8 protein-coding genes are annotated in these 15260 nt (G+C 35.5%); all 8 read right to left on the bottom strand.

The features are described from left to right. Window positions 1-108: 108 nt before the first annotated feature. The 8 genes from QLQ94_RS18340 to QLQ94_RS18375 all read right to left on the bottom strand — a co-directional run bounded on the left by QLQ94_RS18340 (window position 109) and on the right by QLQ94_RS18375 (window position 15229). Entirely contained in the window at window positions 109-2859 is a 2751-nt protein-coding gene (locus QLQ94_RS18340; RefSeq protein WP_271334172.1) for a glycoside hydrolase family 78 protein, read from the bottom strand. Window positions 2860-3097: 238 nt separating this feature from the next. Beyond that, window positions 3098-4963: a six-hairpin glycosidase gene (locus QLQ94_RS18345; RefSeq protein WP_271334171.1), complete on the bottom strand. Its 1866-nt coding sequence runs from the start codon at window positions 4961-4963 to the stop codon at window positions 3098-3100. Between the two features lie 157 nt (window positions 4964-5120). After that, window positions 5121-6038 carry a glycoside hydrolase family 43 protein gene (locus QLQ94_RS18350; protein WP_271334170.1) on the bottom strand — a complete coding sequence of 306 codons (918 nt, stop codon included), beginning with the start codon at window positions 6036-6038 and terminating at the stop codon, window positions 5121-5123. Between the two features lie 61 nt (window positions 6039-6099). Next, complete coding sequence (locus tag QLQ94_RS18355) at window positions 6100-7668, bottom strand: glycoside hydrolase family 28 protein (RefSeq protein ID WP_271334169.1); 1569 nt, start codon at window positions 7666-7668, stop codon at window positions 6100-6102. 228 nt (window positions 7669-7896) lie between these two features. Next, window positions 7897-9288 (bottom strand): glycoside hydrolase family 140 protein, encoded by a 1392-nt coding sequence (locus QLQ94_RS18360; protein WP_482498073.1) that lies wholly within the window; start codon window positions 9286-9288, stop codon window positions 7897-7899. Between the two features lie 138 nt (window positions 9289-9426). Next, complete coding sequence (locus tag QLQ94_RS18365) at window positions 9427-12588, bottom strand: DUF6298 domain-containing protein (RefSeq protein ID WP_482498075.1); 3162 nt, start codon at window positions 12586-12588, stop codon at window positions 9427-9429. 185 nt (window positions 12589-12773) lie between these two features. Beyond that, window positions 12774-14480, bottom strand: a complete 1707-nt coding sequence (locus QLQ94_RS18370; protein WP_271334166.1) for a polysaccharide lyase — start codon at window positions 14478-14480, stop codon at window positions 12774-12776. 77 nt (window positions 14481-14557) lie between these two features. Further along, a complete protein-coding gene (locus QLQ94_RS18375) occupies window positions 14558-15229 on the bottom strand; it encodes a DUF3826 domain-containing protein (protein WP_271334165.1) in 672 nt (223 codons plus the stop codon). Between the last annotated feature and the right edge of the window lie 31 nt (window positions 15230-15260).

Below are 15260 nucleotides of genomic sequence, written 5' to 3' on the forward strand. Positions count from 1 at the left end.
AACGCAGATAAAAATGGATTTTTTATTCAGCTTGCCATATTTAAAAATTAAAAAATCGGTTTTTATCCGCTTCTTCGCTTTAGCGAATCCCTGTCATCCGTGTGCCATTTATATTTTGTATTCTATTGTATATTTTCCTGATCCAAAATTTAAATTCTTTGTCAATTTTCCATTTACTTTTATTTCTGAATTTTTATCAACCGGCAATTTTACTGTTGCCGAAGTATTGACAGGAATTTCAATTTTCAAAATCAACTTCCCATCTTTTTTCTCCCAGGCTGATGTAATAACTCCGTAAATAGATTGGTACGTTGCTTTTACAAAAGTCATATCGCCTACAATTTCAGGCTGAATATAGAAATGTTTGAAACCCGGTTTTTCCGGATCAGCAACAATTCCGGCTAAACTCTGATAGAACCATTCTTCAATTTGTCCCAGCATAAAATGATTCCATGAATTTCCTTTTCTTGGATCCCATTGCTCGGTTAAAGTGGTTAAACCAAATTTTATCTGAAAACCATAACCCGGCGCATCATAATGATTGTTCATTTTATACATCGTTTCGTTTTCTCCATTTTGAGCCAAAGCCTGAAATAAATAACGGTTTCCAACATCTCCTGTTGTCAATCGGTCGCCTTTTGCTTTTATATCACTTAATAAATTCTGCATTACAGCAGCTTTATATTGCGGTTCTACGATATCCATATAAACGGGAACGGCATTACTAAACTGACTATTTGTTCCGTATTGTTTGGTTTCAACATTGAAAAATTCCTTGTTGAAAGCATTTTTTATATCAGAAGTCAGTGTTTCGTATGTAGCGATATCATCTGTTTTATTTAATAATTTCGCTGCTTTTGCTACCAAATTTGCTCCATAGAAATAATGAGAAGTTGCAGAAAGGGCAATAGGACTATTTTTAGAATACCCTGCAGCATGAGTTCCGTAATCGTACCAATCGCCTAAACCGTGCGAAACAATATGATTAGTTGCTTTTGTCCCTAAATAATCGACATATTTTTTCATTACAGGATAATATTTCTCAATTAGCGAAGCATCACCGTAATATTGATAATATATCCATGGCAGAATTACTCCCGATACACCCCATTCCGGAGAATCAGTAAAATCGCCACCAAAAACAACATATTCTGGAACAATACTTGGAATTAAACCATTTTCTCTTTGCGAATCTGAGATGTTTTGCATCATTGCCGGAATATAACTTTCAAGATTATAATTGAACATTAATCCCGGTCCGTTTAAATGAATTTCTTCTAACCAACCCAATTTCTCTCGTTGCGGACAATCAGTAAAAACACTTTGAAAATTACTTTTTATGGAGTTGTTTATCAATTCATGTGTTTTATTAAAAATGGCATTCGAAGATTCAAAAGTTCCTGCTTCTCCTGCCGAATTATAAATAAATTTCGATTTTAAATCTACTAATGTCGGTAGATTTTGATCTTTGGTCTTTTTATAATTGATATTCTCAATTTGCACATATTGAAAACCGTAATAGCTAAATTTTGGCTGCCATTCTTCTATTCCTCCACCCTTTAAAGTATAGTCATAATAATAAGGTTTTCCGGATCTTCCCTGTCCTACAGTTCCATCATCATTTAAGCTTTCGCCTACCCAAACACGAACGGTTTGACCTTTCTTTCCTTTTACTTTTATAGTGGTAAATCCTGAAAGATTTTGACCCATGTTAAAAACATAAAAGTTAGGTTTCAATTCTTTTGCAGATGCAACATTATATTGTTTCTGTATCGTAATTGGCGGTGCTGTTTGTGCTCTTAAAATTCCTTTTGGTGCTTCCTGAACAACTACTTTCTTCCAACTAGAATCATTGAATCCGGTTTCGTTCCAGCCTTTTTGTTCTAAATTGGCATTATAATCTTCTCCCCCAAAAATACTATTGTACGTTATTGGGCTTTTGCTGTATTTCCAGCTTTCATCAGATTTAATAATATCTTCGGTACCGTCTTTGTAAACCACTTTCATTTTCAAAAATAAAGTTGGCGGACCAAAACTTACAAAAAACTTGGTATATCGTTCAGCAAGTGTATTGTACATTCCATTTCCCAGAAGAACACCAATTACATTTTCGCCATTTTTTAGTTCTTTCGCGTTTAACTCATACGTATTATAATTAACAGTTTTGTCGTAATCTGTCCATAAAGGAGCAAACTCACTATTGCCTATTTTCTTTCCGTTAATCGTTAATTCATAATGTCCCAGACCGGAAATATACACTACCGCTTCCTTAATTTCTTTAGCAACTGTAAATGGTTTTCGAAGCATAATACTTCTGCGCGACAAAGAATCTGAAGCATTAATTATAGCATCTTTTTTTTGTCTGTTAAACGTGGCCGTATGAAAATTTCTTCCTTCCGGTAAATGGCTGTTGGCCTTTGTAATGGCTCCAATCCAGGTTGGATTTAATGTTTCGTCTAAAGGGGCAATTCTAAAAGATGCGGTTGAACTCCATTTAGAAATTTTGCCTGCCTGATTCCATACTTTAACCTTCCAAAAATATTTGGTTTCAGCTTTTAAAAGGCTTCCACCATAAACTATCTGTAAATTTTTATTAGAATTTACTCTTCCACTATTCCAGATATCTCCTTGGTCAATTTTTAGTTTTTCTTCTGATGAAGCAACCAAAATTTGATAGCCTATTTGTGATGCATCGGATTCTTTTGAAACCAACTGCCAGCTTAATCGTTGCTGATTTTGAACCACCGCTACTGGATTCTGAGCCATTTCTGTTGTTAGATGTACTGGCAAAATTTGCCCTTTAGAAACCAGGGTTACTAAAAGACAAATTGCTACTATTATATTTTTGAAATTCTTCATTTTTTATTGTTGAGATTTTTAAACGCGGATAACACGGATTTACTTCGTAAAGACGCAGATAAAAACAGATTTTTTTATTTGCTTTATTGTCTTCTCTTTAGCAGGTCTCTTTTATCAGAATTCTTTTTTTGCCACGAATTACACCAATTTCCCGAATTTTAAAATCTGCAAAAAAAATCATTTATGCAAATTCGTGTAATTTGTGGCTATATTTTTTTTAATTTTTAATTCTCAATTTTTAATTTCTTTTTGTAATCAACGATTGGATATTAAATACCGCTTCGGGAATTAATTTTCCGGTTTGTGGCAGATCATCATAATCGTCTGTGTCCGGTGCCGTATCAGGATTTGGTGTATATCTCTGTTCACCTGTTCGAAACATAATTCGTTCAAAACCTTCTACCGGAGCGTAAAAAATTCTGGTTGATTCTTTCTCGTTATTTACTTTTATAGTGTATGAACGTGTTTTGACATTCAGCTTCAATGTTACTTTATATTCTTTTCCTGCTTCGTATTTTGCAATGGTATTCGAGCGGGCTCCGTTTTTTGTTTTTAATTGTCCATCTGAATCAAAAGTCAGTCTTACAGCCGGTAATCCTTGCTTGTTTTGAAATTCAATCTGTAATAAACCGTGATTGTTTTGTTCTGGTTTAACGATAAAAGTTACTTCCATTTTTTCAGCAAACGGAACAACGCGTTCTGCACGGGAATAATCAAAATAATCCTGATCTCTTAAAGTCAGCCATTTTTTACCGTCTGCTTTCTTCTCTATTTTGGTTGAAGCCCAGGATAAATCGTAGGTATTCCACAGTTTTAATTCTTGTCCGTCAGGAAGTTCATTAAAAATATCATTTACGTCTTCTGTAACTTTAGCAACAACCGGAACCGGAATCGAAGCTACCCAAATATCTTCTTTATTGACACTATAACTTACCCACAATTTTCCGTCAGGCGGAGTTCCGTCGCCTTCAGAAATTCCTCTTACATATTGCGGGCCGGCAGATTTGTAGTTTCCACCGTAACGCATCGGACTTATTTCGCCGTGAACCAGTAATAAATCTTTGTAATTTAATCCATCATCACTGGTTGAAATCGCTAAAGGCCAGCGATATTCTGATGGATTATAAACGGTTGCATAACGGTTATCTGATGTTTTTTGTCCCCAGATTTTCGCGTTGCTGTTCACAAAACCAGGAGCGCGAACGGGCATATATTCCCAGGATTTTCCACCATCTTTACTGATTGAAGTTAAAGCATGTTTCCATAAACCTACTACGTCTCCGTTTGGCAAATGATAAGAACTTAAAGCTTTATAAGGTTTCTTTAACGGAATTAATTCGTCATCACGATCCGCTTCTTCAACCCATTGCTGCAGTATTAAAGGATCTGAAAGAATTTCTTCGCAGGCTTTTTTAAGTCCTTTGTCTTTTGCCTGTGTGTAAAATGGAAAAGCTGATTTTGATTTATCCCATGATTTATTGTATCTGATAAAATAAATTTCACCAAAACTTCCGTCTTTTTTGATTTCACGAATGACACGTCCAATTCCTTTTCCATCATTCGGATCGTCTTTTTCATCCATTGCAATTCCGTAATAGGCAAGAGCAAAAAGTCGTTTATCTTTGGAGGTATAAAAACCCATTCTTTGATGCATAATCGCATCCAGATTTTTGGCAACACCTTCTACACCGTCTTTTTTCCATCCATCCGGAATATGATAAATAGGAAAAATAACTCTTGGCATTTTCCACGTCACACCATCTTTTGAAGTCATGATCACGGTCTGACTTGGCGGAATATGTTCTCCTGCAGGATCACTCAGATACTGAAGATAAAAGGTATTATTCCAATACGCCATTGTTGGCTGGTGATTGTAGGTCCAGCCAAAACCATCTGCTTTTTCAGGATGTTCACGGCTGGCGCGCATAATTTGCGTGGCGTGAACTCCAACAGCCGGACTTAATTGACCGTGATGATAATCGATATTTGAAAGTGTTTTACCCACATAACGCACGGTATCATTCTGGGCATTTACAGCGGCACAAATCAATAGAATTGTGGCTGTGGTTACGAGGTTGGTTTTTATATTTTGGAAAGCAATCATTGTTTATATTTTTTATTTCACGCAGATTTTACAGATTTTAGCTGATTCTTGCAGATCATTTTTTAACCTGCTTTTATTTTATTTAATCAGATTGAAAATTAAAAATGTGCCTGATCTGCCTTAATCCATTTAAATCTGCATGAAATTTATTTTCTAATTATTTCTTTTCAACTAGTCCTTTTAAAACTTCTTCAGAAATCGTGGTAATCGTTCCGTGTTTGTGCCCTTCCGGAAGACTTATTTTTGATGATACATCTTCAAAATGAACAAAATCTGAAGTACTTAATGCTTTATAATTTTTTGAGCCGTAATTATCATAATACAACAACCATTTTTCCGCCACTTTAACCACTGTCGGGCCTTCTGATAGATACTCTGTCAGGGGTTCTGATCTTTTACTGAATGGTCCTAAAGGTGATTTTCCAAATGCTACTTCAATTTTACGCATTGGTCTTGTATTATCTTTTAAAACCAAAACATAATCTTTCTTTCCTTTCTTTACAATCACACAATCTATGACGCTAAAACCCGGATCATAATATAATTTGGCTTCTGAAAAAGTCTTAAAATCTTTTGTAGTTACATAATACATTCGGTGATTATTTTTCTCTTCTTCTATTCCTTTTTCAAATCGGAACGGAATTGTAGATGCCCAAATAATGATGTATTCTTTTTTGACATCGTCATAGAAAATTTCCGGTGCCCAAACGTTTACTACTTCCGGCTCGTTTTTCATCACGGGAATATATTCCTGTTTTGACCAATGGATCAAGTCTTTAGAACTGGCATATCCAAAACCGTTTCCGCCTTTCCAGTCTGTTGTCCAAACCATGTGGTACGTATTATCTCCGCCTCTTACTATCGAAGGGTCGCGCATTATTTTGCTGGCTCCAATTTCGGGTTTCAAAAATGATCCTTCAAGACCTTTCCAGTTGTAACCGTCTTCACTATAAGCCAAATACAAACCTGCTGTTGCCGGTTCTCTAAACGATGTAAAAAGATAAATGTCTTTCTTTTTCTGTGAATAACTTATCGCAAAAACAAAAAGGGTTATGATGAAGGCTATTTTTTTCATGTTGTATCTCGTTTAAACTTTGTCAAAGTTCGAAAATTTGACAAAATTGACTCTCCAATTTTTATTCTGTAATGGCTTTTTTATCCAGATCTTTTCCTTTTTTTACAATTGTATTTACATTATTAAACACATTATTTTTCAGGAAAATATTTTTTGTTTCTTTTCCGTTTGCTTCAATGAAAACATCCGTTGCATTAAACGGAAAATTATTATTGATCATCATATTAGATACATTATCTAACTTAATTACCGGAACTCCTTTTAGTGGTGTTGATGAACCTACATTGTCTAAAATGATATTTTTGGAATCGGATATTTTAAAAGAAGAACCAATTGAAGCATTTACTTTTACATCATGAAATTCAACATCTGTTGCTGTGCTTACTGTAAAACCTTCTTTTCCGTCCATATTAATATTAGAAAAAGTGATATTTTGAATTGGCATTTCGGTAATTCCTAAAATTTGTCCGGCTTTGTTTACGTTCGAACCCGTAATATTACTCATGTGAATATTTCTGAAAATAGGGGTTTTCTCAGTTACGGGTTCTACTTTGGTATCTTTATCATAGAAAAGACTCAACACAATGGCTTCTTCTTTGATGTTTTTCATGACAATATTATCAACACGAATATCTTCTACAACACCACCACGACCACGAGCGGCTTTGATACGGATTCCTCGATCTGTTCCGTCAAAAACACAATTAGAAATCGTTACCTTTTTGATTCCACCCGACATTTCGCTTCCAATAACAACACCACCGTGACCACTTAACATCGTACAATTGGTAATCGTAACATTCTCCGTTGGTCTGTTGTATTTACGACCATCTTCGTCTCTTCCTGATTTGATCGTAATACAATCGTCCCCAACGCTGATATGACAATTCGAAATGTGAACGTTTTTACAAGAAGAAGGATTGATTCCGTCTGTATTTGGAGAATGTGGATTAAAAATTGAAATCCCTGTAACGGTTACATTATCACAAAACTCCGGGTTTATAGTCCAAAAAGGAGAATTTTGAAATGTAACGCCTTCGATTAAAATATTTTTGCAATTATAGGCCTGAAAGAAAGAAGGTCTGAAAAACTTTTTGTCGATCGTTCTTTTATAATAATCAGAATAAACAATTCCTTTGTTTTGTTCTTCCCACATTTTCTGGTATTTCGTTAACGGAATTGGTCCTTTAGCCGTTTCAATTCGGTACACCTCATTCCACCACGCTTTACCTTGTCCGTCGATTACGCCTCTTCCTTTAATAGTGATATTCTCTACATCTTTCGCATAAAATAATGGAGAAAAAGACTGCATTACAATTCCTTCGTAACGCATTTCTACATAAGGTAAAAAATCATCAAAATTGTCTGAGAATTTCAAAAGTGCTCCTGAATCTAAATGAATGGTAATATTGCTTTTTAATTTTAAAGCTCCTGTCAAATATTCTCCGGCAGGAAAAAAGATGGTTCCACCGCCATTTTTAGATGCTTTTTCGATAGCATTCTGAATGGCTTCTGTACATTTTACTCCTTTGTTATTTCCTCCTTCGTTTAGGATGTTTAACCAGCCGTCATTTGCGAAAGTGGTGTTAAGTCCGGTAATGAAGAAGAGTATTATTAGTATATTTTTCATTGTTTATGTTTTTTAGTTTCACACAGATTTTGCTGATTTTGGCAGATCTATAATTAAAAATCTTTGGGAGCTGCTTAAATCTTTTTTAAATCTGAGTGCAATATTTTTTCTCGCAGATTGAGCAGATCCCTCGTCCCTCGGGAGACAAGATCGTGGTTATTACTTAATGGTCAACCTTTGTCGAATTTCGTGTGTGATCCCTCGTTCCTCGGTATGACAAGATTGTGGTTACTTTGATCTTAAAATAAGCACCCAGTCATTACCATCTTTTTTATCTCCCAATGGCTGAAATTCCTGGATTCCTTTATTTTCTACGATTCCAATTTTTGTTTCTTTTCCATTTCTTGGATTGTACCAGCTTGCAGTTACTTTATCTCCGGTAATCTTTGCCATGTTAAGCGCAATTTTTCTACCGGTGTATGTGTAAATCAGTGCATAATTATTTGCTCTTGTTGCAATTAGATAATCATATTTTTCTCCTTGATTGGCAATTAATGATTGATCCGGAACTCTTTCTAAATACGGAAAACCTAACATTAATTTCTTAATGTATATCATTTGTTTTGCTCCGCGCGCATTAACCGCAGATGTCCATAATTCTTTATTTCCGTAAGCTGGTTTATCTCCTTTTCTGAACATTTGCATTACGGCATTGTGTCCGTAAGTATATCCTGCAGCTCCTGCAAAAACTGACCAATAACCGTAACGTCTTACATCATTATCTGTCCATTTTGGTTGTAGCGTATCGTGTAAACCATGTGGAATTCCTTCATAAGACGGTTCTCCATCAAGTGTTGGTTTTATGGGTTTTAGGGTTAAATCTCTTTGAACGAATTTATAATTGTCTTCTTTGAAACTATTTGGTAAAGTATCCTGATCGTAACGACGATGTCCTGACTGAAACATGTTGAAATCTAACCATTTTGCATTATGGTAATTTTCAGATGAATCTGTTCTTCCAAAAGGATGAAATGTTACTAACTGATCCGGATTATTGGTTTTTAAAGTACTCCCGATCGCATTCCAAATGTCCATAAATTCGTTTCCGTGCGTATCACCTCCGTTTAACCAGATAATATTGGTTCTGTTTTTATATCGATTGGCTAAAAACTTCGCATATTCTGTAGCTTGTTCTTTGCTTACTTTATTTCCTTTTGCAACGTTTGTTCCCCAAACCGGAACCATGGCAACATAAATGCCATTTTTCTGAGCTACCTCTAAAGTATAATCAACATGATCCCAATAATCATATTCCTGTGGATTTTTGAAGTTATTTCCGGCAGTAATCAAAGGCTTAGAAACGTCTTCGTTAATCAAAGCCATATCGCCGTAAACATTTGTCACATTGAGAGTATGCAAAACCATTACCTGAACTACATTAAATCCTTTCTCTTTTCTGTCTTTAAAGTACTTATCTACTCCCGCTCTGTCTAATTTTCCAAAAGTTAACCAACCTGTATCTCCTAACCAGAAAAATGGTTTTTCATCTCCGGTTACAAAATAATGTTGATTCTTAGATACTTTAAGCTGCGGCAGATTTTTAGATTGAGAATGTCCGATTTGTGCTGTCAACAAAAAGAATATACTTAGGGCGTATAAATATTTAATTTTCAGATTCATTTTGGTTTGTTTTTGAATTGTGTTGTTATTTTTTTGCCACAGATTTCACTGATTTAATGGATTTTCCAAGCTTTGTCTTTAAATTCTCTCGCAGATTTATTTTTAATTTTTAATCTTTTTAATATGCAAAATCTGTGGCTATCTCTTCTTCACTATAAGAAGTACTTTTTCTTTGATTTCGGCTTGTGGAATTGTTACTTGTTTTCCTCCGTTTATATTTGCTTTTTTAATGAAAGTTCCCTTTGTAGCATTAATTTCATATACTTCGAAAGTACCTTTGTAACCTGACAAATCAATTGAAATATCTTGTGGATTCTTCGCATAAAAAAGATAACTTTTTCCCTTATTTTCTAATGTCCATAGCTTGTCTGAAAACGTATTTCCTTCTACTAATTTCATTTCGCTTAAAGCGGAATAAAATGCAGGCAGTTCTATTTTTGGAATATTAGGTAAAGAGGCTCCTCCCATCAATGCCGGCCATCCAAATTTTGGAGATCCATCTGTTGAATACAAAATCACTTTTTCAGGATATTTTTCGCGATATTCACGAACAGCGCGATAGACCTGATCGTCTGTTTCTTTTCCGGTTTTTAATTTTCTGGCGTGTTGTCTTGGTGCTAAATTCAGACCTCCTTGCGGTGCATATGCTGTTCCGTCTTCTTTATAATACCAATAACGAATATCAATTGCATCTACTGTTTTTACTCTTTTGGCATCATTCAAAATTGCATCCTGAACATCTTTTGTAGCGCTTAAACCAATGATTGCTTTTTTACCTGTTTCGTCTTTCCATTTTTGAACTTCATCTAACCAAAATTGCATAAAATGAAGTGGTCCTGTAAATTCTGCACTTGTCAGCTGAATTACGTTGCTGTTTTCTTGAAAATTCTCCAACGATTTTCTGATGAACCCCTCGTGCAATTTTCTTCTAACAGGATTTGTAACATCATAAAACTGTTCTGCCATAAAAATACGTTTGTCTCCTGCGTAAGGCGGCGGTTCCGGAAAACCTGTATTGTTTATGTTGTTTGCTGAACGCCATGGTGAACTTGACCAATGTGCTCCGGCTTCTATAATATTATGCTGAAAATATTGTTGGTTGACTAACAATTGTCCTTTCGCCTCTGCTAAATCAGCAAAAAGTGCGAGACGATCCCAATACCAACTATTAAATTTTGTCAGATCGTATTTGCTCAATTGATCCCAGGCTAAATCTTGTCCGCTTCGTGCAAATGGCTGCTCATAAAATGGTGGCCAAACATCAGCATCAAAACGGCGAACGCGTTCGTGATCGTCCATTCTTCTTTCGTACCATAAACCATAATTATGTTCTAAGGCGACCATATTATTAGCACTTAAATAACCTACAACTTCGTTGATATTATCTGTAAATCCTGTACCAGTTCTACCGGGAACAAATCTTGTAATATCCGGTAATGACTTAGAAATATCACTATCTCTCAGGCTTCCTCGCCACCATGGCACGCTTAATCTATTTCCGGCAATTACTTTGTTGTCATAAGTAAGCCAGCCGTTTTTTGTAACTACTTTATTATCTGAAGTACTATTTTGTACCGAATTTATTTTTAAATCATTTGCATTTTTAAGTCCTGAATTGTTGATGTCAATTGGATTCGATTTTGAAACTTCTGCAATCCATTCTACTAAATTTTCTTTTGGAGCTACTGAATTTTTAGTCAATTCCTGCGCCACTTCTACTGTAGGACTTGATGAGGGTTCTGAACCTAAATCATAAATGTGAGGATTTACAGGAAGTTTTTCCAATCTGTTTTCTAATTGTGCATAGAATAAACTTCTTGGCGAAATATGATTGTTTACATCTTTCCAGTGACCGTCGCCAGCCATGATTCCGCCCCAGACTCCAAAAGCCCAGTTTTGTACTGTTGGCGGATTATAACATTCTATTTTAGATGCCGAAGTTTCCCAAATAACACTATTGGCAGCCGTCCATCCCGCTCCTCTGCCGTTTTGTTCTCTGTTGTTATAACTTAAAGCGTGACCGTCTACATAAGAAACATCAAATAATACGCCTGTCGCCCAACTACCAATTGCTCCGCTATTATTGAAGGGCATAAACGATTCACACTGAATAAACACATTTGGACCTGTTGTTCCAAATCCGCCTACTGCAAAATCGTGGTAACCATTTTCTGAGTAACAACGCTGAAACAAAGTTTGTTGGCCTTCTGTATAAAAAGTATGTCGTCTAAAACCTGCGATTTCAGAAATGGGTTCCGTTGCAATACAATCTTCAACTGTAATTTGCTGTGCCGATTTTAATAACGAAACTGCACCTCCCGCAAAATGCTTGAAATTAACTTGTCTTACCCAGGCATTTCTTGTGTTTTCGATGCTAATTCCGAACCATCTGTGTTCTTCGTCTTTTGGATTTGACTGATCATAAGTCGATTTCATCAGGATATTTTCGATTCCGATTTGTTCGATTCTTCCTGTCCAGGAATAAGACGTTGCTTTTGCTGTTCCGTAAACATCATCTAAAGTCATGGTCAACGGAGCATTTAATGTTACTACATTACCACTGATTTTGGTTACAACTCTGCTCCACGAAATATCCCAATCGTCTTTTTTCCATCCAATCCAACCTGTTTCTGCTCCAAAATCATCCATTTTTAATTCCTTAATCCAATTTGCAGTTAAGGGTTTAGTGATGATAATTTCATCTGATGTTTTTAATTTTGAGGTGTTTTTTAATTGAATTATTTTTGTCCCGAGTGGCGTATAATTTGTATTAAATTCGAAAGTTTCACCGAGCTTTTTATCATCAACTCCTAAAACCCGAATTACGGCTTCTCGTTTCAATCCGGTTCCTAAAAAAATAGTTCCGTTTTCAGTATTTCCGCTTCCTCGTAAAACAACTCCTGATTTTCTGATATATAAAGTCCCACTGATTTTAAAAGTTGCTTTGTCTAAAAGTACGGCGCCTCGAAAACCAGATTTATTTGGTTTAAGATTACTTACATAATCTATCGCTGCCTGAATTCTTTGGGTAGCATCTTCTTCTTGTTTTGGTACAAAAATTTTATTCTCAAGATTTGGGATCGCTTTTTCAGATGCCATGTATCCTGCATAAGAAAAATCAGGAATTTGGTTTCCTTTATTGTCAGTGGTAAAAGAAAGTTTTCCTTCTTTGGTTTTGATGATATCCGGGAACGAGGTTTGTGCTGTTCCTATATTTGCAATTAAAAACAAAACGAAACAGAACAAAAACAGTTTGTCCTTTTGAAGAGAATTTATTTTTTGTCGTTTGCTGAAATTCACTTTAAAATATTTTTTGTTGTAATTTATCCTAACAGGTTTCCAAAAACCTGTTGGGTATTAGTTCTCGATCTTATATTGTCGAAATTCATTCTAACCTACTTTCTTTTATTCTTTGAATACCTAACAGGTTTTGAAAAACCTGTTAGACGTTGAAATAATATTGTCAACGGAATAAATTTAAAACATTATTGTACTAATCCTTTTAGTTTAGCCAATGTATCTGTATTATTTTCAGGTTTTGTCCAGTCAGTTTTACTTTTTGGATCGATTCCGTTAAAATATTTCTCAATGTTGGTATAACCATCGCCGTTTGCATCTTTATTGGCGTCTGAAGCATCATTTGGATTTAAACCAAACTTTTTCTCCCATGCATCCGGAATCCCATCATTATCAGAATCTTTATAGGCTTTTCCTTTGTATACCGGATAACCGCCAACCTGATCCGGGTGTGTTATAATTCCTTTTTTATAAGAGTCCGCAGGTAATCTTCTTTTTATATATTCTTTGCCAATTGCATTTTCTAATCCGTCCTTAGCATCTATTTTCCCGGTACGTACTTGTTTTATGATTCTTTCGTCGACAATATCTCTTTTAGGAAAAGTTGCTCCAACATTATTCAATACAAACTCATATGCTTGTTCTGCCGTCATAATAGTAAACTTGGGCATCGAAAAGGGTTTAGTCTGTTTGATTAATTCCAGATATGATTTCTTTTGTTCATCTGGCATATCTTCTAATTGTATCCCACCATTCCAGTTGTCTGCCGTAACTTCCGGCGAACCATCGATATAGTTTCCTGCAACATACGCTCTTCCGTAAGTTTTTGGTACCATATATCCTGATTCCGGTTTTAGAATTCTATAGCGAATTGGCTGATCTGTTGGTGTTATTGGTCCCGGTTTATAATAATTATTAATGATATTAAACATCGAGCGATAATCTCCACCATCAACAGATCTGTTCCACCAATTGAAGATTACATTATTTACGAAATTAAAATCTCCGTACATTCCAACAGAAGCATTTCTTGAAATATTATCTGCCCATAAATTTCTCATAAACGTACTATTCAATCCACCAATTGTACTTCCAAAAGCATGATTATAAGTATCTAATCCTTCAGATGAAATCGTGTTTTGAATGGTAATATTACAAGCCGGCAATTTCTCTAATTTAGATTTATCATTGACTTGAAATTGGTGTCTGTACAACGAAATATTCTCGTCTAATCCCCAACTTACAGAGCAGTGATCAACGATTATATTTCCCATCGGGTTTCCTCCAAGCGCATCGTCTCTACGGGTAACATCTGTGGCGCCTCTGCGAAAACGCATGTGTCTGATGATAACGTCGTGTGTATCTATTTCTAATGTTTCGCCTGCAATGCAAATTCCGTCACCAGGAGCAGTTTGTCCCGCAATGGTTACGTAAGGTGCACGCATGCTGATTCGTTTTTTTAACTGAATAATTCCGGAAACGTTGAATACAATTGTTCTTGCCCCAACGGCTTCACAGGCTTCACGAAATGTTCCTTTTCCGCTGTCTTCTAAACTTGTGACAACAAATATTTTTCCTCTTCTTCCTCCCTGTGTAAAAGCTCCTCCTCCTTCGGCTCCCGGAAAAGCGGGAATATCTGCCAGAACAAAATCTTTAGGGTAAGAAGCCCAAGGCAAATACGGTTTTCCTTGTTTTGCTTCGGACTGAATGATATTATAATTGGAAGTCCAAATTTCGTTTAACCTTTTTTCTTCATCTGCTAAAATTGCATCGGCTTTTTCCTGAACCGGTTTCGGAATTACAGGATATTGTGCGTATGCAGATGAAACCACTGAACAAAATGAAGCGATCATCATTGTTCGTTTTAAAATACTATTTGAGGAATTATTTTGCATGAGAATTATGATCTGAAGTTTATGACTTTCGAAATAGACCTAGCAGGTTTTTAAATCTTGTGAGGTCTTAGCGGAATCTATTTATTTGCTTTATTCTTTTCTCTTTCTTCAACACGTTTATGCCAGTCGGCACTTTCTTTGTTTAAATCGTAACCTTCTTTAGATAAATAATTATTGATTCTTCCTTTGTATTTTCCAAACCAACCGTGTTTTTCTTTAGATGATCCACCATCCATGGCGTGTTCTCTTGCTTCTACTAAAGCTTTATAGATATATTCTTTTTGCGCTTCTGTCAAAGCCGGCAACATATCCTGATATCCTGCGTAGGTAATAGGCAAAACTCCGTAGGTCATTCCGTCTTTTACCTCAGTAATTTTATCTTCTGATAATTGTTTTCCTAATTTTTTAAGATAAGCTGTATGCAATTTTTCGATAGACTGATCTGCTTTTGACTTTAGTTTATCAATCTTTTCGTTTTGCTTTTCTTTTGATAAACCGGCATCTTCTTTTGCTTTTTTGATTTCAGCATCTCTTGGATCCTGAATAGCAGTTAAATCCCTGAATTGCTGTGCTACAATATCTGTAACGGCTTTTTCTTTTTCAGGATTTTTCAATCCTAATTTTTCAACAATTTTAGCCGCTCTTTCGTTGGTTACTTTGATGTATTCCGGATCTAAATGCTGTTGTGCCACACTGGTAACGAATATCAGTAACAGCATTAGAACACTTATGTTTTTTATCGATTTCATTTTAAAAAAGGTTATGAATTACAATGATTTT

This window comes from Flavobacterium sp. B114r, from assembly GCF_056824125.1.

Coding starts and splice junctions, on each gene's coding strand:
- QLQ94_RS18340 (WP_271334172.1), bottom strand. CDS start 2,859: ATGAAGAATTTCAAAAATATAATAGTAGCAATTTGTCTTTTAGTAACC.
- QLQ94_RS18345 (WP_271334171.1), bottom strand. CDS start 4,963: ATGATTGCTTTCCAAAATATAAAAACCAACCTCGTAACCACAGCCACA.
- QLQ94_RS18350 (WP_271334170.1), bottom strand. CDS start 6,038: ATGAAAAAAATAGCCTTCATCATAACCCTTTTTGTTTTTGCGATAAGT.
- QLQ94_RS18355 (WP_271334169.1), bottom strand. CDS start 7,668: ATGAAAAATATACTAATAATACTCTTCTTCATTACCGGACTTAACACC.
- QLQ94_RS18360 (WP_482498073.1), bottom strand. CDS start 9,288: ATGAATCTGAAAATTAAATATTTATACGCCCTAAGTATATTCTTTTTG.
- QLQ94_RS18370 (WP_271334166.1), bottom strand. CDS start 14,480: ATGCAAAATAATTCCTCAAATAGTATTTTAAAACGAACAATGATGATC.
- QLQ94_RS18375 (WP_271334165.1), bottom strand. CDS start 15,229: ATGAAATCGATAAAAAACATAAGTGTTCTAATGCTGTTACTGATATTC.